The organism is Romboutsia lituseburensis DSM 797 (assembly GCF_900103615.1).
GTDB lineage: Bacteria > Bacillota > Clostridia > Peptostreptococcales > Peptostreptococcaceae > Romboutsia_F > Romboutsia_F lituseburensis.
This window is the reverse complement of sequence record NZ_FNGW01000003.1, coordinates 93658-119627: the sequence shown is the minus strand read 5'-3', so window position 1 is coordinate 119627 and position 25970 is coordinate 93658. Positions and strand designations below refer to the sequence as shown.

The window sequence follows — 25970 nt, the reverse complement described above, 5'->3', positions numbered from 1 at the left end:
CTATTTTACCCCCAGATAAGTTTTAATAGCTCTTAGCTGTCCCATATATCCTGTACATCTACATAGATTTCCAGTTAAGTAATGTTTTATTTCTTCTTCTGTTGGATTTTCAAGTTCTTCTTTCATTGCAATTACGGTCATTATAAAACCAGGAGAACAGAATCCGCATTGTTCAGCACCTTCACTTACTAATATTCTAGCAAACTCACTAGCTTCTTTTTCTATTCCCTCTATTGTAGTTATTTCTTTATTTAATGCTCTAACTGTTAACATTGCGCATGATAATACTGGTTTTTTATCTATCCATATAGAACATAGTCCACAACATCCAGTATCACATCCTCTTTTAACACTTAGATTTCCTAATTTTCTTAATGTATCCACTAAATATTCTTCACAATCTATCTCAACTTTTCTTTTTTTACCATTTACTTTAAGTTCTACTAGCATTATATGACCTCCATTATAGCTCTTTTTATGAGTACCTTAGTCATAGCATATCGATACTCTTTAGTTGCTCTCATATTAGTTCCAAAAACTAATTCATCAGCTGCTATTTGAGCTGCTTTATCTATGTTTTCTTCATTTATACTATTTTTAGATATAAATTCACTAGACTTTAAAGCAACTGTAGCTCTTTGAGGTCTTGCTCCAACACATATTTTAAATACATCGTCATTCCTTGAAACCGATACGTTTATTAATGGATAGTCACTCTTAGCATTTCTAAGTGATTTATATGATGATTTTTTCTTATTTTTCTTTATATAAATCTTTGTTAAAAAGTCTTTTTCATACTTTCTATTTAAAAACTCATCTAAAGAAATTCTTCCACCTTTACATAGTTGTACCTCAGTGTCTAAACATAATAGTGCTACTATTAAATCTGAGAACCCATATCTAGAAAACACTGTAGCTCCTATTGTTACAATACTTCTAAATTGTACGCCTATTATGTCTTTTACTGAATTTTTTATTATGCTTCCAAAGTTTTCTTCAAGTACTTTACTAATTTCTAAATCTCTAAATGTAGTCATAGCACCTATTTCTACATAATTATCATCTTCTTTTATATAATCTAGGTTTAGGTTAGATAATTCTATTCCAGTTCCTATTCTTTTTTTCCCCATTCTTAAAAAAGCACTACCACCGATTAATTGATTGTTTCTTCTTTTAGTTAAAACTTCGTATGCTTCTTCTACTGTAGTTGGCTGAACAATATCTATTAGCGTAAACATACTTCCTCCTAATATTTATTTATTTTCTTGATTATAACATAATCATATATTTTAATTCAATAAAATACGCAATATATGTAAACATTTTATATTTTTTATCATTTTATGTACGTATTTTTTTATTATTTTTTAATATTAACACATTTTACTCCTATTAAATATTCGTTTTTCTAATCTTTTATTTAATAAAAAATTTTATTTATCTATAAAAATAGCCTTGGAAATAATTAATCAAAATAATTATTTTCAAGGCATTTTAACTTATAATACTCTATTTTATTTATAACCTACTAGCATTAAATGTTCTTCTTTTATTTGGCTTAACAAGTTTTTATCACAATATAATTCCAGCGCAGTTGTTGCCATAGATTTAATTGCCTTATGTAATAATTCATACGATTCATTGGAATTTGCAAATTTTAAAAATTCTTTTTCATGAACATATACCATAGGATTAATATTTAAACTTAACTCAGTATACATGGTAGGACATACTTGACTTACATTTCCAATATCAGTTGATCCAGTAGGAGGATTATTACCTTCATAAAAATCTATTACTCCAATATCTTGTAAATTTGATTTCATAATACTTTGAAAACTACTTATATTTATTATATTATCAAAAGGATTTTCAAAATTTCTATAACTTAATTTAGCTCCTGTCATAAGTTCTGCACCTTTGGCACAATTAATAACCTTCTGAGTAACCTCTTCTAGATAGCTTCTTTCACTTGCTCTTATATAAAATTGACAAATACTTTTTTCTGGTACTATATTTGCAGCTTGGCCTCCATTAGTTATAATTCCATGTATTCTAACATCACTTTTTACATGTTGCCTTAGAGCATTTATTCCTGCAAACATTAAGTTAACTGCATCTAATGCATTTACACCTTTATGCGGATGTGATGCGGCATGTGCTGCTAATCCTTCAAATTCAAATTCTAGAGAATCCATAGCTAGAGATTTACAATTCACATTATTACATGACTCTATATGCATTTGAAATGCAGCATCTATATCATCAAATGCCCCTGATTTTACTAAGTTGTATTTATACCCAATTGTTTCTTCTGCTGGAGTTCCAATTAAAATAATTTTACCTTTAAAGTACTTCTTTAACTTACTAAGAACAACGCATGCACCTAAAGTTGATGCCGCTATCCAATTATGACCGCATGCATGTCCTGGTTCATCATTATTTTCCCCATAACCAGGTAGTGCATCATATTCTGAAATAAATGCTATTGTTGGCCCTTCTTCATCTCCAAGTTCAGCTCTAAAAGCTGTATCTATATTGCAATATGGAAAAGTTGTTTTAAATCCATATTCATTCATTTTATCAACTATATATTTAGAAGACTTATATTCTTGTCCACCAAGTTCTGGATTTTTAAATATATAATCATTTACTTCTTCAAATTCCTTACATAATTTGTTTTCTATCTCATATGCCCTTAACTTTAAATTTTGTAAATTCATACTCTCTCCCCTTGTATTTTAATTTAAATATCTCTAGCTTATATTTTTAATATTATAATATATTTAAATAAAAAAGCATCTTGTAAAGATTTTAATTTCTCTAAAGATGCTTTTTATATCTATTTATCTAAACATGCTAACCCAAATACACTTGGTCCAGAATGACAAGCAACACAAGACCCAATACGGAATGTATGTACATTTTTAGGTGATAATTCTTTTTTAACTATTTCAATAAATTTATCACGTAATTCTAAATCATCTCCATATCCAACATAAACGTCTTTGCCTGAAAAATCTTCACCAATTTGTAATTTCAATTCTTCAATTAACTTTGGAATTATTTTTTTAGTTCCTCTAACTTGACTTACTTGATTTACTAAACCACCTTCAATTTTTAATATTGGTTTTATATTAAGTAATGTTCCTATAGCCGCTTTAGTTCCTGATATTCTTCCACCCTTGTGTAAATAATCTAGTGAATCTACTGAAAAATAAACATTTACTTTATTTTTATACTCTTCTAACTTATTTATTATATATTCTATATCATGTCCTTGTTCTACCATTTTAGCAGCTTCGTATATAAGCATACCTCCACCTACAGATAAACTATATGTATCAAATATATGAACGTCTCCATCTATATCATTTTTTGCTATTGTAGCTGATTGATATATTCCAGATGCAGTTGATGACCCAGCCATATATAGTATTGTCTTACCTTCATTTACATATTTTTCAAATATTTCTTTATATGTAATGTATGTTATTTGTGAAGTAGATGGAATACTTTCTGAATTTCTTAATAATTTGTAAAAATCATCTGTGTCTATATCTACACCAGCTTTATATTCTTTACCTTCAAATATTATTGTTGCTGGCAGTATATCTACATCATATTTGTCCATAATTTTTTCTGGTAAATCATTCATTGTATCGCATATTATCTTAATATTACTCATGTTTATAACTCCCTTTTACTATTGTTATACTAAATCATCTTTTATCATAAGACTGTTTTAATGTAAATTTCAACTATTTATTATTAAATTTATATTTATAATTGCTATTATATTAATTATACCATAAGTTCTATTTTATACTAAAATATTTTTCAGCACATCTTTTATATCTTTTAACCTTTATCAATAATTAAGGAAATTACATACAGTTATCTAATTATTTCATGTCTTCTCTATATACATATACCTGTAGTCAGACTATTTACGGTAGCCTTGTAGAAACATTTAGTCCATATTACTAAATATATACAGGTTATATTAAGCAATGTTTAGCTTTAAATTATAAGAATATAAATTTACATATAAATAAGATACTTAAAACTACAAGAGATATATTGACTTTTTCTCTTTGCCCACATAAAAATTTAAGAATCGTATAAGAAATTATACCAAATACTATACCTTCCGCTATACTATATGCAAGTGGCATCATGACAAATGTTAAAAATGCTGGAATAGCATCTGTTGGATCTTTAAAGTTAATTTCAAGAACCGAACTTGCCATTAAAACTCCAACTAATATCAATACTGGCCCTGTTGCTTGTGGTGGTATGGCTGTAAATATTGGAGAGAAAAATAATGATGCTAAAAATAAAAATCCTGTTGTAACAGCTGTAAGCCCTGTTCTTCCACCTTCTGCTATACCTGCTGAACTTTCAACATAACAAGTTATTGTGGATGTACCTAACATAGCTCCTGCTGTTGTTGCTATTGCATCTGAAAGTAAAGCATCTTTAGCTCTAGGTAATGTTCCATCTTCATTTAATAAATTACCCTTAGATGCAACACCCACTAGACATCCTACTGTATCAAACAAATCAACAAATAAGAATGTAAATACTACAACTACCATATCTAAACTAAATATTTCTGATTTAGGAACTGTGAATGCCTTTAAAAATATTGGATCTAAAGATGGTATACTTGATACTATAGCTTTTGGAAATTCTACTAATCCACAAAACATACCTATAGCAGCTGTTACTATCATAGATAATAAAAATGCTCCTTTTACATTTTTGCACATTAATACTGATGCCAATATAAGTCCTGCTATAGATAATAATACTAATGGAGTTTGCATACTTCCTAGAGTCAAGATAGCTCCACCTGGCTCTACTATACCTGTATTAACTAACCCTATAAATGTTATAAAAAGACCTATACCTACTGTAACTGCATGCTTTAAAAGAGGTGGTATGCAATTTATAATTTCTTCACGAACATTTGTAAGTGTTAAAAGTATAAATACTAAACCTTCAATAAAAACTGCACATAATGCAAATTGCCATGTATGCCCCATCGCTATAACTACAGTATAAGTAAAAAATGCATTTAATCCCATACCTGGAGCCAATCCTATTGGATAATTAGCAAGCAATCCCATAATCATTGAGCCTATAAAAGCTGCTATAGCAGTCGCTACGAATACCGCTCCTTTATCCATACCCGCATCTCCTAAAATATTAGCATTTACAACTAAAATATATGCCATAGTCATAAAAGTTGTAATTCCAGCTAATACTTCAGTTTTAACATTGGTATTGTGTTCTTTGAGTTTAAATTTTTTCTCTAAAAACTCCATATATGCACAACCTCCCTTTAAATTTATCCTAAAAGGCTTTTATCTTATATTTTAAAGATATAGGCCTAAACTAGGGCAAGCTCTATAGCTTCAATGTTAAAAAATTTTCGTCATTTATTTAATTTTAACTGATCCTTAATCTGAAAATTCAAGTTGACTCGTTTTGTACTATAAATTATATGATTAGATTTTTATAAACTTAACTAGATGGCTTGTACTTTGTTTTGAATTTTGCGAATTTTTTTTATATTTTTATGAACTCAAATTTAACTACATCAAACAACCCTCTATCAGTTAACTTTATTTGAGGTATAACTGGAAGTGCTAGAAATGATAATGTCATAAATGGATCTATTTCTTTATTTACATTAAGCTCATTGTAAGCTAAATTTAACATTTTGTTTAATTTATCATTAACAAATTCAATACTTTTATCACTTACTATTCCACCTATTGGAAGTGATAAACTATCTAATATTTTTCCATTAGATGAAATAGATATACCTCCGCCTATTCTTTTAACTTCTTCTATCGCATTTAATATATCTTCATCATTGTCTCCAATTACTATTATATTGTGTGAATCATGTGCTATAGTTGATGCTATTGATCCATTTTTTAATTTGAAATTTTCAACAAGTCCAAGTCCAATATTCCCTGTGTTTTTGTGTCTTTCTATAACTACTAATTTTAATAAGTCTAATTTTTCATTATATTTAAATTCATTATTTTTAATATCAACCTTTCTAACCACTTTTTCTGTTACTAAATTATGAGGAAGCAATCTAATAACATTTACTATATCATTTTCTAAAATAATTTTTAAATTTTCTTTATTAACTTTGCCTATATTGACAGTATCAATAACTTTAGATGTATCAACTAACCTAGTTTCAAATAAAGCTTTTTTATGTTTACCTACTAATTTTCCATTTTTATAAACTTCCTCAATATTAAAATCCTTTAAGTTATCAACTATTAATAAATCAGCCTTATATCCTGGAGATATTGCTCCTACAGATTTTAAATTATAACAATTTGCTGCATTTATTGTTGCTATTTGTATTGCTGTTATTGGATCTATTCCATTTTTAATTGCCAATCTCACATTATTGTCAATATGACCACTGTTTAAAGTATCTTGTGGGTGTCTATCGTCTGTGCAAAATAGACATCTTTGATAATTAAAATTGTTTATACCTCGAACTAATTCTTCTAAATTTCTAGCTGCTGAGCCTTCTCTTATCATTACATACATCCCAAGTCTAATTCTATCTAGCATTTCTTCAACAGTTGAACATTCATGTTCAGTGCACACTCCACTCACTACATAAGCATTTAACTTTTCATCTTTTATATCTGGACCATGTCCATCTATTATTTTATTGCTTTTGTGAGCTAAGTTTAATTTATTTATAACATCGTCTTCTTTATATATAACCCCTGGATAATTCATCATTTCACCAAGACCTAAAACTTTAGGATGATTTATAAATTTTGCTAATTCATCTGAGCTTAATACTGCTCCTGCATTTTCAAAGTTTGTAGCTGGAACACAAGATGGAAGCATAATATAAACATCTAATGGTAATTTTTCACTAGAATTTAACATATATTCTATACCATCTAATCCACAAACATTAGCTATTTCATGTGGGTCTGCAATTACAGTAGTAGTACCTCTTGGAACTACTGCCTTTGCAAATTCTTGGGGTGTTACCATAGCTGATTCTATATGCAAATGTGAATCTATAAGGCCTGGAACTATAAATTTTCCTTCTAAATCAATATTTTCTATTCCATCGTAGCTTCCTACTCCAACTATAACTCCACTATCTATAGCTACATCAGAATTTACAATTTCATGTGAAAATACATTTACTATTTTCGCATTTTTTAACACTAACTCAGCCTTTTTATTTTTCATAGCTAAGTCTATTAAATTTTTAGTGTTCATATATTCCTCCTTATATGAATTTAGCTATTTATAAGATTTATTATTTTATTAGGCGTTAATGGTATTTCATAAGCTCTTTTATCTAACTTACTTGCAACAGCATTTAATATAGCAGGTGCTACATATACTATAACCGGCTCTCCTATTCCCTTAGCTCCAAATGGTGCACTACTTTCTTCATCCTCTACTATTATTTTTTTAAAATCTATTGTATCTAAAGAAGTTGGTATTAAATACTTAGACAACTTATTATTTTTTATATATCCATTTATAACATTTAGATCTTCAAATAAAGTATATCCAACTCCCATAGCAAATCCTCCATCTATTTGACCTTCTATTAGTTGTGGATTTATAGCTTTGCCTACATCTTGAGCTACTACTGCTTTTAATAATTCAACTTCTCCTGTTTTTTCATTTATATCTACTTCAATACCACATGCTCCAAAAGTATATGGCCAATAAGGATCTCCTATTCCTGTTTCTTCATCCATAGTAGTTGTATAAGCAGTAAATGATGCATGCTTAACAAGTTTATCGTCATCCATATTTTTGTATACTTCTTTTAAATCATATTTCTTTATATCGTATTCTTTAGCTATTTCATCTCTTAATTTTTCACATGCTATCTTTATTGCATTACCTGTATTATAAGTTTGACGGCTAGCTGCAGCAGTTCCTGAGTCTGGAGTTATAGATGTATCTTCATTTATAAAAATTACATCTTCTATATTTATTTTTAAGACTTCAGCTCCAATTTGACTCATTATTGTTTTAGCCCCTTGACCTACTTCTGTTGCACCCACATATATTTCTAATTTTCCATATTTATTTATTTTTACGGTTGCATTTGAAATATCTGGAAATCCATTTCCATAACCCGTTCCATAAAACATAATCCCTATACCACAGCCTTTTTTATTTATGTCTATGTGTTTTTTAACTTCTTTTATACATCTTTCTAGAGGAACGCTTTCCTTTAGCATTTGATTGGTAGCTGTTTTACTTCCTTTTCTAAAAATATTATTAAGTCTAAATTCAATAGGATCCATATTTAACTTTTGTGCTAATATATCCATTTGTTGTTCATAAGCAATCGGTACTTGAGTTGCTCCAAATCCTCTCATAGCTCCACTAAATGGATTATTTGTATAAACTGCATAGCTATCGACCCAAACATTTTCTATTTCATAAGGTCCAGTTGCATGCACACCAGCTTTTCTAAGTACATTTATAGCCCAAGACGCATAAGCACCTGTATCACCTATTATAGTTACTTTTATCGCTTTTAGCTTACCATCCTTAGTAACCCCTGTTTTATATTTCATTATCATAGAATGCCTCTTTGAGTGTGCTAAAAATGATTCTTCTCTAGTGTAAACTGTTTTTATTGGCCTTTTTAATTCTTTAGCTGCTAGTGCTAAATGTATTTGCATCATTATGTCTTCTCTCCCACCAAATGCTCCACCAACTGTACAATTTATAATTTTAACCTTATTTGATTCTATTCCAAGTGCTTCAGATACTTCAATTACATCATAATGAGGATATTGCGTTGATATGTATAAAGTTATATTTCCATCTTCATCAATAGTAGAAACACCACTTTCTGGTTGTAAAAATACGTGATCTACTTGCGGTACTTTATATTCATTTTCAACTATAATATCACATTCTTCAAACCCTTTATCAATATCTCCATTTCTAATCTTAAAATGATGAACTATATTACTTTCATTATCATGAACTTTTACTGAGTCGTTTTTCATTGCAATTTCTGGGTCAAACACACATTCAATTTCTTCATAGTCTATCCTTATATATTCTAATGCCATATTTGCAACTTCTTTAGATATTGCTACCACAAATGCAATTGGATCTCCAACTCTTCTAACTTTATTTTCACAAAATACTTGATGATCTTTTAATACAACTCCATGATAGTTATTTTTTATATCTTTTGCCGTAAATATTTTTATGACGCCTTCTAACTCTAAGGCTTTGCTAATATCAACTTTTATATATGCATGTGGCTTGGTTGATCTTAAAGTTGCTCCATAAAGCATATTATCTATATATATATCTTGTGGATATATCGCTTTTCCACTTACTTTATCATAGGCATCTACTCTTTTTACACTTTTACCTACTACATCCACTACTTATCTCCCCTTATCTTCGATGCGTTATATATTGCATCTATAATCTTATTGTAACCTGTACATCTGCACAAGTTTCCAGATATACTTTCCCTTATTTGTTCTTTTGTAGGATTTTGATTTTGGTCTAATATTACTTTTCCACTTAGTATCATACCTGGAGTACAAAAACCGCATTGTACTGCTCCAACATCTATAAAAGATTGTTTTAAATATTCATCTTTTACACCTTCTATAGTTGTTATTTTTTTATCTTGTACTTGAAATGCCATTACTAAGCAAGAGTTCACTATTTCTCCATCTATAATTACAGAACAAGCTCCACACTCTCCCTCTCCACAGCCTTCTTTAGTTCCTGTTAGCTTTAATTTATCTCTAAGTACATCTATTAATCGATCATTTTCATTTATGCTCACATTGTACAAAGTATTATTAATATTTAAATTAATATTTTTCAACACTTCACCCTCTTATATTCAATTTTATACATTCACTTATAGCACTTTCTACTATACCTTTAACTGCATGAGATTTAAATTCAGCGCTTTCTCTTCCTCGTAATTCTTTTTTTACATTATTTTCTATCATATCTATTGCATTATTTATATACTCATCTTTTACTTCTTTTCCAATTAAATAGTTTTCTACATTATACGCTCTTCTAGCTATATTACTTAATGCACCTAAAGATATTCTAACCATGCTAAATTTATTATCTTTTATATCTAAAAAAACACCAGCAGATACTTTTGCAATTGCTAGTGATTTCCTAAAACCTAATTTTGAAAAAGTTACTATTTGGTTTTTCTTAGGTTTTTCAAACTCTATATAGGTTAATATTTCATTTTCTTTAATATCTACTTCGTTTTTATCTAATAATAAATCTTTTAAATAAACTTTTCTTTCATATGATTTTGTTTGTATTCTAACTGCTGCGTCTAACGCTAATAAAGGTACTATAAAATCTGCACTCGGAGAATTATTGCATATATTACCTCCAATAGTTCCTCTACTTCGTATTTGTGGTGATCCTACTGACATAGCAGCTTTTTTTAATCCATATAAATTACTATTTAGTATCTCATTATGTATTATTTGGTTAAACGTTGTACATGCGCCTATTTTTATAATGCCTTTGTCTTCTGATATTTTTTTTAATTCTTCTACATCCGAAATATCAATTAAAGTCTTTTTTTCAACTCTTTTATTCCTCATTTGAACAATTATATCTGTTCCTCCTGCAATAATCATCGAGCTACTTTTAGAATCTAATAATTTTAATGTTTCGTCTAAAGTCTTCACCTTATATACTTCTTCAATCATAAATTCCTCCATAAAAAATTTAGTTTTTATAAATAATTTTAGCCTGAGTGTCTTTTATCTAGTTTAAATAATTTTAAATTCAAAATATAATTCTAAAAATCACATTGAAAACATATTATAAATGTTAAAATATCTTTCTTAAAACATATGAGCATTTTAAGAATTATAGTACTTTTTTATTTGAATTAATTATATTTTTGTAAAAGAATGTTGTATTATCAATTTTAAAATTTGTTCGCAAAATTACGTACATTAAAATTCAACTTTTATTTTTCATAATCCAAAGTTTTATTTTATATTAATTTGTTGATTTTAAAACAATATTCTTGAATATTTTCGAATAAATTTTAATATATATTATTTATATAAAATTAATATTATTGATGTTAGTATAATTTTTTAAAGTAACACGAATTTTTTATTAAGAGGTGTTTTATGAGGATTATTAAAGGAAATATAATTTTCACCCCTACATATCATAAATTTGAAGTTATAGAAGATGGGTATATAGTTTTATCTAACAACACTGTTTTAGATGTATGCAAAAAATTGCCTGAGAAATATAAACATTATGAATTAATTGATTACAAAGATAAGCTTATAATTCCTGGGATGAATGATTTACACTGTCATGCTCCTCAATTTAGAAACCTTGGTATTGCTATGGATAAAGAATTACTTCCTTGGCTTAATGATTATACATTCCCTGAGGAATCTAAGTATGTTGATGTAAATTATGGAGAAAAAATGTACTCTAGATTTGTAAATGAAGTTTATAAAAATGGCACTACTAGGGTAGCTGCATTTGCTACTATACACAAAGATTCTACTTTAAAACTAATAGATTTATTTAAACAATCTGGTATTGGCGCATATATTGGTAAAGTTAATATGGATAGAAACTCTTGTGATACTTTATGTGAAAATACTTATGATTCTATAAATGATACTATTGATATTATAAGTCAAACATTTAATAAGTCAGAACTAGTTAATCCTATCATAACGCCTAGATTTGTTCCTACATGTAGTGAAACTTTACTTAAAGAGTTAGGAGCTATAGCGGTGAAATATAATATTCCTGTTCAGTCTCATTTATCAGAAAATATTGGTGAGATAAACTGGGTAAGAGAGCTTCATCCAGATTCAAAGTTCTACGGAGATGTGTATAATAAATTCAATTTATTTGGTGATACGCCCACATTAATGGCACATTGTATACATTTAACAGATGATGAAATTGACCTTATGAAAAATAAAAATGTTTATGCAGTTCACTGCCCTACCTCTAATGCTAATTTAGCCAGTGGAATAATGCCAATAAGAAAACTACTAGATAATAATGTTAAAATAGGATTCGGAAGCGATGTAAGTGGAGGTCATAGTTTTTCTATTTTTAAAACTATGGTTTATGCTATTGAATTTTCAAAGCTTACTTGGGCTCAAAATAAGGAATATGATTTCTTAAGTTTTAGCGAGGCATTTTATATAGCCACTAAAGGTGGTGGATCCTTCTTTGGAAATGTTGGTAGTTTTGAAAAAGGTTATGATTTTGATGCACTAATTATTGATGATCATGATCTTAACTTTGACAATTATAATTTAATAGAGCGCTTAGAAAGGTTTGTCTATTTAGGAGATGATAGACAAATTTATCATAGATATGTTAAAGGTTCATTAATATAAAAACTTAACTTATTTTTATTTATTAAATTAATTAATGTTCTTTTCATAAAAAAATTCTTGGATTATTTAAATAATCCAAGAATTTATTTATTTATATTTATTTAAATTTTTATATTTTTTCATCCACCATCTTTCTTTAGTATCATTTATATATAGTTCCTTTTCTAAATGTCTCATATGATATGCATATATAGCAAATTCACCTAACTTATCAACTAATTTATTGTTTACATACGCACCTACAAATGCTCCAATACCAGGCGCTAACTGCAACAATTTAGCTAGATCTATATAATCTCTATATTCTTGCTGAAATGACCTCCAATTAAAATCATTTATATCATCTGATAAAGTTTCTTTATATTCATCCCAATGCTCCATCTTTTCAAATATGTAGTTTACATGATTTTGACTTGAAAATGCTAATTGAAATATATTTAATATATATATCCTCTCTCTATAATCATTAACGTCAAATCCATATATACTAGCCAGTTCATATAAAAGTTTTATTTTTATACTCAGTAGTAATGGTAAGTCTGCTAAGCCTATTAATATACCACCTGCTCCTGTTCCTGCCCCTTCTAAAACTGCTGTTGTTTTATAATTTTTAATTTTTTCTTTAGCTAATATATCTCTTTCTTCTAAATCTAAATTTTGTATTGGTGGCTTAGTTGTGTATTTTGATCCTAACAAAACAACTTTTGTCATGTTTTTAATTGCAGTTGTTATTACTTCATGATATTTATCTGGTAAGATAGAGTTTAGTTTGTTTTGGGTACCTTTTGATGCTTTATTTATTATAGATGGTCTTTTCCTCATTTTATTCTGCCATTTAATTAATTCTTTAACTTGTATACTATTATATTCTTTCATTTAATCACCTTTTATCTATTTAGTATATTTATTATATCTCATTTTACGGTCCTAATCACCTACAGTCTTCAATTTATTAATATTATGAAATAAAAATAAGGTTAGAATAACTTATTTATCTAACCTTATTATTTATTTTTATTATTTTTTATATTTTATTACCTACATACATAAGTATTTCCGTCTACAGATTGAACCATCTGTATATTTTGTGCATCCCCAACTATATACAATGTATATATTCTTTCTACTTTATATTCAAATTTTCCTGTTGACATAACATTACCCGTTGTTCCATCTTTTACTGAAATATTGTATATTCCTGGAGGTATGAATACATATGGTGTTTCATCTCGATATGCAACATTATTTAATGATGGTACATCATTAAGTAGCAGATCTATAAATTCTATATTAGGGCATAAATTTACAGTTCTACCTACTGCATCTTGCTTAGAAGGTTGTTGCTCTATATCCTCGTCCACAGCTAACAAAGTTTCTTCTCCTTGATTTCCTGTGAGCGCTATTGTAAAAATTTGGTCTGTAGGTAATCTAAGTGATGTTCTTATTATTGGATTAGATTTAGTACCAGCTTTATAAATATCAACCTTATGAGTACCTATAGGCACATAAAAATAAGATGTAAAATCTTTATATTTTAATTCTGAAAATATGAGTATTCCGTCTCCATATACGTCCACTGGTATATTTATTGGTAGTGCATTGAATACTCTAACTAAAGTTTTTGTTGGTTTAACTTTGAAACAATCCATCTTTTATCCCTCCCTTAAAGTTCTTCTTGATAATAAGATATGTTAACTATTTGGCTTTTGTTCTTTTTATAATTTATATACAAACTATAGATATTATCTATTTCGAAATGTTAGTTTATATTTTTTTTCTATATTATTTTACTAATATCATTTACTTTGTTAATATAATCTAACTTAAATAATTATTTAAATAGAAAGGAAATTCTAATGAAACTTAAATTAAAAACTACATTAACTTTAAGTATTGCTGCACTACTTAGCATATCATTATTATCTGGCTGTGCTAAAAAAGCTGATACTACTCAAGAATCTAATGTCAAAACAATATCAACTAGTGATTTAGAGAAAAAATTAGATGATAAATCTTGGGTAATAGTCGATACTCGTATAAACGATGCTTATAATGGTTGGGCCTTAGATGGTATAAAAAGAGGTGGACACATAAAAGGAGCAGTCGATTTTTCAGCAAATTGGCTAAATGTTGACGCTAAAAATAAAGAAAAAACCTTAGAAAAAGCATTAGAAACTAAAGGAATAGATAAAGATAAGAATATAGTACTATATGATTCTAATGAAAAAGACTCTAAGGAAGTATATGACTACTTAAAAAACAAAGGGTATGATAATTTATATACATATAATGTAAATGAATGGGCTAATGATAAAAATTTACCTATGGTTCAATATAGTAATTATGAAATGATAGTTCCAGCTCAAGCTGTTAAAGAATTGTTAGATGGAAAAACACCTGAAACATTTAAAAATTCTAAAAATGTAAAAATAGTTGAAGCTAGCTGGGGTGAAGAAAAAGAAGCTTATTTAAAAGGACATGTTCCTACTAGTGTTCATATAAATACTGACACTATAGAACCACCACCTAGTTGGATGATGGCTAGTGACAAAGAACTAACTAAATTTGCCAATGACTACGGATTTACTAAAAATGATACTGTAATAGTTACTGGACCTGATGTAATGGCATCTTATAGAGTTGCTGTTGTTCTTAGATATATTGGTATAAACGATGTTAGAGTTTTAAATGGCGGAAATGATGCATGGGTAAGTGCTGGGTATGAACTTGAGACTAAAAGCAACCCTAAAATATCAGGAAATGATTTCGGAGCTACAATACCACAAAATCCTGACTTAATAGTTACTATACCAGAACTTAAAGAACAATTAAAAAATTCTAAATTTACTTTAGTAGACATACGTAGTTGGGATGAGCATATAGGTAAAAAAAGTGGCTATAGCTACCATAACAAAAAGGGCCGTATACCAGGATCTATTTATGGCTATGCTGGAACAAGTTCAACTACACTTGAGGACTATCGTAATATAGATAATACAATGAGAAACGCAGATGAAATTCAAAATTTATGGAAATCACAAAATATAAATACTAATAACCATCTTGCATTTATGTGTGGAAGTGGATGGAGAGCAGCTGAAGTTCTAACTTATGCTAATGTTATGGGATTTGACAATACATCTTTATATAGTGATGGATGGATTGGCTGGAGCAACGACCCTTCAAATCCAACAGAAACAGGAGAACCTAAATAATTTTTAACATGAAAAAAATTAATTTTAAAAATATCTTCTGTGCTTTTGCAACGGTTGTTCAATTAATTTTATTTATAGGTGTTTTTATTTTACAATACTTAACTAATAAAAGTGCTGGTGTAATGCATCATGTATATTATAAAAGGTATCAGTTTGAAAATACAATTTTTTCAAATTCTAACTTAAAAATAAAGAGTTATTTTGTAATTTTTATATCAGCATTGTTTTTGCTTTTACTAGTATGCTCTGTCTTAAAAAATAAAAATCTTAATTTAAAATTGAAAATAATTTTAGGTTTTATACTTTCAGTAGCTCTATATATAATTATGATGAGCGGATTATTTAGTTCACTATTAGCTTTTCATTATTTTATATTTTCATTTGCAGCAATTGTATTTATTCAATTAATTGTTGTTTTAATTAATTTTAAAAAAAACAGTTAACCTTCTTAGGTTAACTGTTTTTTATTTAAATTTTTTGTATACCTTTAAAATAATTTTATATATAGTATCATTTTTAATTAAAATACGCTCAATTATATGCAAGTTTTTACTTGTTTATTTAATGTGCTTTATTAAATATATTTAGTATGAATTATTACTATTTTCATATTACTTATATTGTGGTATATTCATACAGGGAGGAAATCATCATGACAAAATTTTACGCAAAATATTTAACTCTTTTTATTGGTTTGGGTGCTTATAATACATTTTTACCAGTATATTTAGAAAAAACATTAGGATTTAGTTCATCTCAAGTTGGGATGATTGTATCAATACCTTCTATAATTGGTATTGTGTTTGTTCCTATATGGGGCCTTATAAGTGATTTACTAAAAAAACAAAAATCTGTCCTTTGGATTAATATATTGATGTCACTTTTATTTACAGTACTTTATATTATTACAGATTCGTTTATTCCAGTACTAGTAGTTACTACATTCCTTGAAATGTTTAGAAACTCTATACTACCTTTAACAGACTCTATAACTACATCATTTTGTAAAGAAAATAATAAAAATTATGGTAGCATAAGGGTAATTGGCTCTATGTCATTTGCTATTTCATCATTTTTATGTGGTCAGCTTATAAAAGCAACAAATAGCAATATAATGTTTTTATATGTCTTTATAGTTAGTATGATTGGATGTTTATTAATAGCTCCTATATTAGATACTACTAATAAAGTGGAGCATAAGGAAAAATTAAACTTGAAAGAAGATTTACCAAAATTATTTAGAAATAAATCGTATATATTAATATTAGTTTGTGGAGTTTGTGTAGCTTCATTAACAGAAGCTATGATGTCTTACCAAGGAATTCATTTAATGAGTCTTGGTGCTGGTGCTGAACTTGTTGGTCTTCTTACTGTATTTATGGTTATTCCTGAATTATTCTTTATGGTAAAAAGCAAAGATTTAGTTGAAAAATATGGAATGGTCAAAATGATAGGATTTGCAAGTTGTGCTCTACTAATTAGATGGACTGTTTATGCATTAACATCTAACCCTTGGTTATTTATGATTGCTACATCTATGCACGGTATCGCTATTTCTATTATGATAATTTGCGCCTTTGATTTTATAGGAAAAGTAGTTGATAAAAAACTCTATACTACATCTATGACTGTTTATACTTTTACAATCGGTGTTTCTTATTCTCTTATGAAGCTGTTATATGGAACTATGATAGACTTATTTGGAATAAATTCAATATTTATTTTTTCTATAGGTGTTTCATTATTTAGCTTTATTGTTTTAAAATGGATAAGTAATTTAGATATTGTTAAGTCTAAAATGTCAGAAGCTGCATAAAAAAAGTCATAAAATAACTTATTAAAGTTGTTTTATGACTTTTAATATTTAATCTATAAAGGAGGTAATTTTATGCCATTTACACTGACACACCCTGCTTTAGTAGTTTTTAATAAAAATAATAATTTAAATTTATTAGGATTAATTTTAGGATCTATGGCCCCTGATTTTATATATTTTATACTTTTTAACCCAAGCAGTAACTTAGGACATACTTTAAATGGTTTTATTTTTTTTAATTTACCTTTATGTTTTTTATTGGCTTATATAATAACTACGATTATAAAATATCCTTTTATATCAAATTTACCATTTGGTCTATCTAAGTATTATACTTATTTATTAGATGACAAAAATAAATCTATAAGTTTAAAGAATGTTATAGTATTTACCTATTCTAGCTTAATTGGAATGCTGACACATGTATTTTGGGATTCCTTTACTCATAAGACAGGATTTTTTGTTAACAATATAAAGTTTTTAACAGAAAGCTTTAATATATTATCATTTAAAATACCTATCTATAAAATATTGCAGCACGGAAGCACAATTATAGGTTTTTTTATAATCTTAGCTTTTCTTTATAGTATAAAAAAAATTTCTTATAAAAAATTTTATTGTAATAAAGTTAAATATCATTTAATTGCTTTAATTTTTTTAATACTAACTTTAATTTTAGGTTATATATTATTTCATAATTTTGGTATAGGTAGATTTGTTGTTACCACTGTAAATGGACTATTTATTGGATATTTTATATCATCGCTTATACTTATAGGAAAATACTAGATAAAATTTTTAATATCATTGACATAATAATGCTATAATAATAAACTCTAATTAAAATAATAATTAGGAGTTTAATTTATGATCAGCTTAAATTTCAATAAAGATAACAACAAAATCAACTTAAAAGCAAATATATGTTCAAATGATATTTTAAAAAACTATATGGACTTTGATTATTTCACGGGTCTTTGCAAGGATGGCTGCCCTCATTATAATCTAAGCTATACTTGCCCTCCAAATAGTCCTAAATTTACTTATTATACTAAAGACTATGATTACTCTTTAGTTATAGCTATGTACATGGAGATAGATAAAGATCAAACTATCAATGATATTCATCCTTACTTAAGAAGAGTTTTATCTGATCTTCTAATTCCTCTTGAGAAAGAGGTCAATGGTTTATTAACAGATGGAGGTCGATGTCGATACTGTGAATCATGTACATATATAGATAACCTACCTTGTAGATATCCAGACAAAATAAGATTTAGTATGGAGGCTATGGGAATAGATTTGGATAAAGTCTGCAAAGATATACTTAATCATTCTATTGTATGGGATAATAATGAAAATAGCTATTGCACAGTACTTGGTTCAGTTAATTTTAATGATTTATCTTATGATAAAATAGAAAAAATTCTATTAAGTTTAGTTAATTGTATATAATATTTTTTTAATAATATTAATAAATTCTACTTTTGCATATTATAGTAAGGTAGAATTTATTTTTTTAACATTTATGTGCTATTATATTTTTTCTACTTGGCATATAATAAACCTATAATAATTTAACCTTTTTATTACGATTAAATTATTTTATTATTTTTTAATTGTAGAGGTGGAAAATATGATTTCTAAAGATTTAAAATACTTTTTTATAACATTAGTATTTTTATGTATAATCGGATTTTCAGTTACCATATATACTACTAATCAAAATATCTTAACTTATGGTTCACCCATTTTTATGATATTTTATGGTATCTCTGGATACTCCCCTGCTTTAGCTGCTTTAATTACAATAAAAATATTTTCGTCTAATTATAGTTTTATTAATTTTATAAAAAATATTACTAATATAAGAAAAAGTTTTAAAGAATACTTCTATGTTTTAATTGTAACTTTAATTTTATGGACAATTCCATTTATTGTTGTTGAATTTCATAGAGGTAAAAGCATTTTACTTAATGAACCATTAATCTCATTAGTTTGGATAACACCTATTATGATATTTGGTGGAGGATTAGAAGAAATTGGTTGGAGAGGATATTTGCTTCCTAAGCTATTAAAGAAATACTCTGATTTTACAAGTTCTTTGATAGTAGGGTCTATTTGGTCATTATGGCATTTACCTCTTTGGTTTGTAGTTGGAACTCCTCAACAGGGCACTAATTTTATACCTTTTACACTTACATGTATTGCGTCATCTTTTATACTCACTTACATATATACTGAAACAAATAGTATTTGGCTTTGTATCTTATTCCATGCATTAGATAATGCTTGCTCTTATGTATTTAAATATGATGTTGGCATGCATATAGTTGTATCTATAGCTACTTGTACTGCTGGATTTTTTATATTTTATTTTTCTAAAAAATATATTAGACTAAAATCTATTTAAATTGTTAAATAAAGCAAAAAACTCATTTGTAGCGCTTATTATATTTATTACTACAAATGAGTTTTATTTTAATTTTTTTATTTTAAATTTTTTCTTTATATCCCATTAATACCTTTTGGGGAGTTATTGGAAGTGTATTTATTCTTACTCCTATTCCATTATAAATAGCATCTGCAATGGCTGGACAAGGATTATTTATGACAACCTCTCCTATAGATTTTGCACCAAATGGACCTGTCGGTTCATAGCTTTCTTCAAAGTCCACTATAATATTTCCTATATCCTTTCTTGATGGTATTTTATATTGCATAAATGTATTTGTAATCATTCTTCCTTTGTTATCATATATAACATCTTCATATAAAGCCATTCCTATCCCCTGCACAATTCCACCCTCTGCTTGTATTCTTGCTAAGTTCCTATTTATAACTGTTCCACAATCTATTACTGATACAAAATTTACCACTTTTGTTTTTCCCGTTTCTATATCAATCTCAACTTCTGCAAACCCTGCAACAAATGGTGGTGGAGAATCCTCACTACCATATGACCCAAATCCTATTAAACGTTCACTTTTATATCCTACAACTGATTTATTAGCTATTTCACATAAGCTAATAAATTTATTTTCATTATTTTTATCTTTTAAATATTTGCCATCAAATAATACATCACTAGTATCTAAATCTAAATATCTTGCACCTTCTTTTATTATTTTTTCTTTTAAGTCCTTTGCACTTTTTATAACTGCCATCCCAGTCACATATGTTGTAGATGATGCATAAGATCCTGTATCATATGGTGATATATCTGTATCTCCTGAATGAACTACCATATTATCCATAGTTGTTCTTAATTCCTCAGCTGCAATCTGTGCAAGTATTGTATCACTTCCGGTTCCCATATCAGCTGAACCTGTATAAAGTGTGTAGTGTCCACTATCATTTAGCTTTATTTCAACAGATGCACAATCTAACTTTGCAACGCCAGATCCTTGCATCGCAACAGCCATACCTACACTTCTTATTATGCTATCGGATACCTTTACAAATGGATATTTTTCATCCCAATTTATTATTTTTTTCCCTTTTTCTATGCATCTATCAAGAGTTGCACTTCTTAGAGGTTTATTGTATGCTACTGAAATATCTCCTTCTTTTACTATGTTTAAAAGCCTTAATTCAGTCGGATCCATGTTTAATTGACTAGCTAACTTATTCACTGTTGATTCTACAGCAAAAGTACCTTGAGTTGCGCCAAATCCTCTAAGCGCGCCTCCAGGCATCTTATTAGTATACACTACCTGCCCTCTAAACCTTGCGGCCTCTATCCTTGAGTATATCGGTAATGTCTTCTCTCCTGCCAAGTTAAATGTAGTCGATCCATGTTCTCCATGAGCTCCTGAATCTGACAATCCATATATATCTATTGCTTTTATTTTTCCTTTTTTATCTGCTCCAATTTTTACATCTAACTTCATTGAATGTCTACTACTGCTACAACTAAATGTCTCTTTTCTATCATATACTATTTTAGATGCCTTCTTAGTTTTTAATGTAACTAAAGCTGTAAACATTTCTACGCATCCATTTTGTTTTCCTCCAAAGCCTCCACCTATTCTAGGCTTTATAACTCTAACATTTCGAATTGGGATTTCTAATGCTTGTGATAATTGTCTTCTTACATGAAATGGTATCTGAGTTGATGTTGTTACTACTAATCTGTTATGTTGATCTATATAACTAAATGCTCTATATGTTTCCATCATAGCGTGCGCTTGTGCTTGCGTATAATATGAATCTTCAACAACTATATCACATTGTTTGAAAATCCCTTCTATATCTTCTCCAAATGATTTATCATAATCCACTACTATATTTCTATGCCTTTGCATACCAAAATCCACATTATTGTGTAAATGCTCTTTATGCACTATAGTTTCATTATCTATTGCTTCTTCCATATTTAATATGGGATTAAACACTTCATATTGTACTTTTATAAGTTTCATTGCTTTTTTTATAGAATCTTCATTACTTCCAGCTATTATTGCGACTTCTTGCCCTGCATATCTTATATTTTTATCAAGTATTAATCTGTCATATGGAGATGCTTCTGGGTAACTTTGACCTGCTAATGTAAATTTGGTAGTTCCAACATCTTTATACGTCAATACACATTCTATATTTTCTATTTTTAAGGCTTTCGATATTTCAATATTTTTTATAACTGCACTTGCATAAGGGCTTCTAAGTATTTTTATAATTAGTGCATCTGTGGGAACTAAATCGTCTGTATATACTGGTTTTGCCATTGTTATCCCCATTCCATCTATTTTAGGTATGCCCTTTCCGACTATATTCATTGATTCACTTCCTCACTTTTTAAATACTTTTTTATGGCCCTTAATTGTCCTACGTACCCTGTACATCTGCAAAGATTTCCTGCTAAATAATGTTTTATATCTTCATCACTTGGATTTTCTAATTCTTTTTTCATAGCTATAACACTAAGTATAAATCCAGGTGAGCAAAACCCACATTGATCAGCACCTTCTCCTGTTAAAAATGTTGCAAATTTACTAGCTTCTTCTTGTAAACCTTCTATAGTAGTTATTTTTTTGCCATCTGATCTTATAGACAACATTGAACATGATAGTACTGGTTTATCATCTATTAATACACTACATAATCCACAGCATGAAGTATCACACCCTCGTCTTACACTATAGTTTCCTAACCTTCTTAGTGTATCAACTAAGTATTCACCAGGTGTTATTTCAATAGTTGTTTTTTTATTATTTATTGTAGTTGTTATTAGCACTTTTCTACCTCCAATATAGCTCTTTTTACAAGTACCTTTGCAACTTCTATACGATATTCACGACTTGCTCTTATATTGCTTCCAAATTCCAGTTCTTTTGATGCAATTTGTGATGCTTTTATTATATTTTCAATTGTCTTTGGATTGCATGATAAAAATTCACTTGCACTTTTAGCTATCATAGCTCGTTTTGGTCTAGCACCTATACAGATTTTAATTTGTTCACCTTGCTTTGATACACTTACATTTAATATTGGGTAATCACTATTTTCATTCCTCATAGATATGTATTTTGACTTGGTATTATCTTTTTTTATATATATTTGAGTTAATAAATCCTTTTTATATTTTCTTTTTAAAAATTCTTCTAATTTAATTATGCCACCATCAAATAATTTTACATAAGTATCATATGATAAAAGAGAGACTATTACATCTGAAAATCCATATTTTGAAAATACACTAGCTCCTATAGTTGCTATATTTCTAAATTGAACTCCTATAATATCTTTTACTGATTCTGATATAGATTTAAAATTTTTCAAAATTAAGTCATTAATTTCTAACTCTCTAAGAGTTGTCATTGCTCCTATTTCAATATATTCATCGTATTCTTTTACATAATCGAGATTCAAACTAGATAAATCTATTCCTTTATTTATTCTTTTATTGCCCATTCTTAAAAATAAAGTTCCACCTAGTATTGTATTATTTTTTTGAGATATTAGCATATTGTAAGCATCTTCTATAGAAGTTGGCTTATAAATTTCTTTTATAATAAACAATTTTTACCTCCTAAATTAATTTTTAATATATTCATATTTTTAATGATTATATCTGTATGCTACATTTCTGCAAATTGTAAAGTCAATCATTTTGCCTGTATAATATTCAGTATTATACATTGCAACCGCTCCATCTCTTGTATACTCTAATACATCAAATGTTATTAAAGGTGTATTTACATTTAAGTTAAATAGTTTTGCTAATTCTTCATCACATGAAAATGGAATAATTTTAACAACATCATGAGTTATGCTTAAATCACATATTTTTTCTACAATAGGAAATATCGTTGGTTCAAAATATTCCTTATTAAATTCACAATCTGTTTTTAAGTTTTTTGCTGGTATTCTATCTATATATAATGCCACAGGCTCATCACTTGCATAAAGAACCTTTTCTATAACTAAAATCTCATCATTATTACTTTCTTCAATTTGCATTTGAAGCTTTTCGTATTCATTTGCAGTCTTATAATATAAATTAACTACACTAAATCTCACTTCATGACCATGTCTTCTTAATGCACCTTCTACATCACTCCCAGAATCAATTCTATTATCTAGTTTAGTTACAAATGAATTTATTAAAGTTCCTTTACCTTGTATTCTAGATACTAATCCTTCTTTCTCAAGTATAGTTATAGATTCTCTTAATGTAAGTCTACTTACGCCTAAAGCGTTTGCGATTTCATCTTCAGATGGCAATACGCTTATATTACTCTCATCTATGTATTTTCTTAAATTTTCTAAAGCCTTTTGAACAGCACTCACCTTGTTGACCTTTTTTATTTTTTTATTCATATTTATCCCCCATAAATTTAATCTCTACTGTAATCAGGTCATCAGATGACTTAATCTTTTGATTAATATAATTATAATTTTTTTATATAAAACATTTCAACACATTCTATTAGTCATCTTCTAACTAGAATCCCTTTTTTTCTTCATTTTAATTATTTGTATAAAATATGCTTATATAAATATTTATATGTGGCTTGTACCTGTTAAATTTCAAATTTTTTTGCATTTTAAATTATTAACTTGAATATCTATATAAAAAGTCCTCAGATGATTAGACAAAAGGTTTAAAAATTATTTTAGGAGGAATATTACTTGAAAAAAAATATTCAAAATTCATCTATCTTTGAGTTTTACTCTAGGCCGCCATTGTCTAAAGCATTGCCATTATCACTTCAACATATTTTAGCTATGATAGTTGGAACTGTAACTGTCCCAATTATTGTTTGTGGAGTTGTTGATGCTTCATTAGAACAAAAAATGACCTTAATTCAATGTGCATTAATATTTTCTGGAATCTCAACTTTGTTACAACTTTATTCTATTGGCAAAATAGGAGCTAAACTACCTGTTATATTTGGAGTTGGTTTTGCTTATGTTCCAACACTTACAGCAATAGGAGCTAAATATGGAATCAGCGGTATCCTTGGAGCTCAATTGATTGGTGGAATTTCTATGATTATAGTAGGAATGTTTATAAAAAAAATAAGAAGATTATTTCCACCTGTTGTTGCAGGTACTGTTGTTCTCGTTATAGGTCTTTCTCTATATGACATTGCTATAAACTATATGGCTGGAGGAATAGGATCTATTAATTATGGTTCTACTAAAAATTGGCTAATCGGATTTATAACTCTTTTAGTTGTATTGATTGTTAGCCAATTTTGTAAAGGTTATTTAAAATTAGCTTCTATATTTTGTGGAATTTTAGTCGGATATTTAATTTCAATTTTATTTGGAATTGTTGATTTTTCTCCAATTAAAGAAGCTAGTTGGTTTGCTTTTGCTAAACCTTTCGAATTTGGAATGGATTTTAATGCTTCTGCCATAATTTCCATGGTAATAATTTGTGTTGTAAATTCAGTACAAACAATTGGTGATTTATCTGCTACTACTATGGCTGGTTTAAATAGAGAAATAACTGATGATGAATTATCTGGAGGACTTATAGGAAACGGTGTTTGTACTTTAATAAGTTCTATATTTGGAGCATTTCCAACATCTTCATTTAGTCAAAATGTTGGTATTGTGGCTATGACAAAAGTTATAAGTAGATATATTTTAGGCTTAGCTGCACTATTTCTGCTTTTGGCTGGATTTATCCCTAAATTTGGTGCCATTATGACTACTATTCCTTACTGTGTTCTTGGTGGTGCTACTATAACTGTATTTGGTATGATAACATTAACAGGTATTAAATTAATAATTAAGGATGAGCTCTCTACTAGAAACACAACTATTGTAAGCTTGGCATTAGCTCTTAGTATGGGAATATATTTAGTGCCAAACTCTATATCTCAATTTCCTAATTGGTTAATATCTATAATAGGTGATTCGCCTGTAATATTAGCAGCTATTATTGCATTTACACTTAATATAATACTACCTAATAAATCTTTAAAAGATGAAGATAATGAAAGAGAGAATATAGATAAATAATCT

The 25970-nt window shown here is 28.0% G+C and carries 22 protein-coding genes and 1 riboswitch; of the genes, 7 read left to right on the top strand and 15 right to left on the bottom strand.

The window, feature by feature from the left end; genetic code table 11:
• The 9 genes from BLP75_RS06380 to BLP75_RS06340 form a co-directional block, all read right to left on the bottom strand.
• On the bottom strand, window positions 1–450 hold the full coding sequence (locus BLP75_RS06380; RefSeq protein WP_092724821.1) for a (2Fe-2S)-binding protein: 450 nt from the start codon (window positions 448–450) through the stop codon (window positions 1–3).
• A complete protein-coding gene (locus BLP75_RS06375) occupies window positions 450–1238 on the bottom strand; it encodes an FAD binding domain-containing protein (protein WP_092724820.1) in 789 nt (262 codons plus the stop codon). The genes BLP75_RS06380 and BLP75_RS06375 overlap by 1 nt, the downstream gene beginning before the upstream one ends.
• Before the next feature lie 276 nt (window positions 1239–1514).
• Window positions 1515–2723 (bottom strand): M20 family metallopeptidase, encoded by a 1209-nt coding sequence (locus BLP75_RS06370; protein ID WP_092724819.1) that lies wholly within the window; start codon window positions 2721–2723, stop codon window positions 1515–1517.
• 119 nt (window positions 2724–2842) lie between these two features.
• A complete protein-coding gene (locus tag BLP75_RS06365; protein WP_092724818.1) occupies window positions 2843–3688 on the bottom strand; it encodes a DegV family protein in 846 nt (281 codons plus the stop codon).
• Window positions 3689–3918: 230 nt separating this feature from the next.
• Window positions 3919–4020: riboswitch (purine riboswitch) on the bottom strand.
• Between the two features lie 8 nt (window positions 4021–4028).
• On the bottom strand, window positions 4029–5333 hold the full coding sequence (locus tag BLP75_RS06360; protein ID WP_092724817.1) for an NCS2 family permease: 1305 nt from the start codon (window positions 5331–5333) through the stop codon (window positions 4029–4031).
• A gap of 244 nt (window positions 5334–5577) precedes the next feature.
• Window positions 5578–7290: an adenine deaminase gene (gene ade, locus BLP75_RS06355; RefSeq protein ID WP_092724816.1), complete on the bottom strand. Its 1713-nt coding sequence runs from the start codon at window positions 7288–7290 to the stop codon at window positions 5578–5580.
• Window positions 7291–7310: 20 nt separating this feature from the next.
• Window positions 7311–9449: a xanthine dehydrogenase family protein molybdopterin-binding subunit gene (locus tag BLP75_RS06350; protein ID WP_092724815.1), complete on the bottom strand. Its 2139-nt coding sequence runs from the start codon at window positions 9447–9449 to the stop codon at window positions 7311–7313.
• Complete coding sequence (locus BLP75_RS06345) at window positions 9449–9910, bottom strand: (2Fe-2S)-binding protein (protein WP_334292578.1); 462 nt, start codon at window positions 9908–9910, stop codon at window positions 9449–9451. The genes BLP75_RS06350 and BLP75_RS06345 overlap by 1 nt, the downstream gene beginning before the upstream one ends.
• A gap of 1 nt (window position 9911) precedes the next feature.
• A complete protein-coding gene (locus tag BLP75_RS06340; RefSeq protein ID WP_170139125.1) occupies window positions 9912–10772 on the bottom strand; it encodes an FAD binding domain-containing protein in 861 nt (286 codons plus the stop codon).
• A gap of 435 nt (window positions 10773–11207) precedes the next feature.
• Here BLP75_RS06340 and guaD point away from each other — a divergent pair, with 435 nt between their 5' ends.
• Complete coding sequence (guaD, locus tag BLP75_RS06335; protein WP_092724813.1) at window positions 11208–12458, top strand: guanine deaminase; 1251 nt, start codon at window positions 11208–11210, stop codon at window positions 12456–12458.
• 87 nt (window positions 12459–12545) lie between these two features.
• Here the strand turns inward: guaD and BLP75_RS06330 are convergent, their stop codons facing one another.
• Window positions 12546–13334 (bottom strand): EcsC family protein, encoded by a 789-nt coding sequence (locus tag BLP75_RS06330; RefSeq protein WP_092724812.1) that lies wholly within the window; start codon window positions 13332–13334, stop codon window positions 12546–12548.
• 158 nt (window positions 13335–13492) lie between these two features.
• Window positions 13493–14107 (bottom strand): DUF4397 domain-containing protein, encoded by a 615-nt coding sequence (locus tag BLP75_RS06325; RefSeq protein WP_092724811.1) that lies wholly within the window; start codon window positions 14105–14107, stop codon window positions 13493–13495.
• A gap of 207 nt (window positions 14108–14314) precedes the next feature.
• Here BLP75_RS06325 and BLP75_RS06320 point away from each other — a divergent pair, with 207 nt between their 5' ends.
• The 5 genes from BLP75_RS06320 to BLP75_RS06295 all read left to right on the top strand — a co-directional run bounded on the left by BLP75_RS06320 (window position 14315) and on the right by BLP75_RS06295 (window position 19902).
• Complete coding sequence (locus BLP75_RS06320; RefSeq protein WP_092724810.1) at window positions 14315–15673, top strand: rhodanese-like domain-containing protein; 1359 nt, start codon at window positions 14315–14317, stop codon at window positions 15671–15673.
• A gap of 652 nt (window positions 15674–16325) precedes the next feature.
• Window positions 16326–17489: an MFS transporter gene (locus tag BLP75_RS06310; RefSeq protein ID WP_170139126.1), complete on the top strand. Its 1164-nt coding sequence runs from the start codon at window positions 16326–16328 to the stop codon at window positions 17487–17489.
• Between the two features lie 72 nt (window positions 17490–17561).
• The gene (locus BLP75_RS06305; protein WP_092724807.1) at window positions 17562–18278 is read left to right on the top strand and encodes a DUF4184 family protein; all 717 of its coding nucleotides are present in this window, start codon (window positions 17562–17564) and stop codon (window positions 18276–18278) included.
• Between the two features lie 78 nt (window positions 18279–18356).
• Complete coding sequence (locus tag BLP75_RS06300; RefSeq protein WP_092724806.1) at window positions 18357–18944, top strand: DUF2284 domain-containing protein; 588 nt, start codon at window positions 18357–18359, stop codon at window positions 18942–18944.
• Window positions 18945–19125: 181 nt separating this feature from the next.
• Window positions 19126–19902 (top strand): CPBP family intramembrane glutamic endopeptidase, encoded by a 777-nt coding sequence (locus tag BLP75_RS06295; RefSeq protein ID WP_092724805.1) that lies wholly within the window; start codon window positions 19126–19128, stop codon window positions 19900–19902.
• 82 nt (window positions 19903–19984) lie between these two features.
• Here BLP75_RS06295 and BLP75_RS06290 read toward each other — a convergent pair whose 3' ends face one another.
• From BLP75_RS06290 to BLP75_RS06275, 4 genes are read right to left on the bottom strand one after another with little or no spacing between them, the layout of a single operon-like run.
• Window positions 19985–22267 carry a xanthine dehydrogenase family protein molybdopterin-binding subunit gene (locus BLP75_RS06290; RefSeq protein ID WP_092724804.1) on the bottom strand — a complete coding sequence of 761 codons (2283 nt, stop codon included), beginning with the start codon at window positions 22265–22267 and terminating at the stop codon, window positions 19985–19987.
• Entirely contained in the window at window positions 22264–22725 is a 462-nt protein-coding gene (locus BLP75_RS06285) for a (2Fe-2S)-binding protein (protein ID WP_092724803.1), read from the bottom strand. Before BLP75_RS06285 ends, BLP75_RS06290 begins: the two co-directional genes overlap by 4 nt.
• Complete coding sequence (locus BLP75_RS06280) at window positions 22719–23510, bottom strand: FAD binding domain-containing protein (protein ID WP_092724802.1); 792 nt, start codon at window positions 23508–23510, stop codon at window positions 22719–22721. Before BLP75_RS06280 ends, BLP75_RS06285 begins: the two co-directional genes overlap by 7 nt.
• A gap of 39 nt (window positions 23511–23549) precedes the next feature.
• Window positions 23550–24311 carry a GntR family transcriptional regulator gene (locus tag BLP75_RS06275; RefSeq protein ID WP_092724801.1) on the bottom strand — a complete coding sequence of 254 codons (762 nt, stop codon included), beginning with the start codon at window positions 24309–24311 and terminating at the stop codon, window positions 23550–23552.
• Between the two features lie 312 nt (window positions 24312–24623).
• Here BLP75_RS06275 and BLP75_RS06270 point away from each other — a divergent pair, with 312 nt between their 5' ends.
• Window positions 24624–25967 carry a uracil-xanthine permease family protein gene (locus BLP75_RS06270; protein ID WP_092724800.1) on the top strand — a complete coding sequence of 448 codons (1344 nt, stop codon included), beginning with the start codon at window positions 24624–24626 and terminating at the stop codon, window positions 25965–25967.
• Window positions 25968–25970 lie beyond the last annotated feature (3 nt).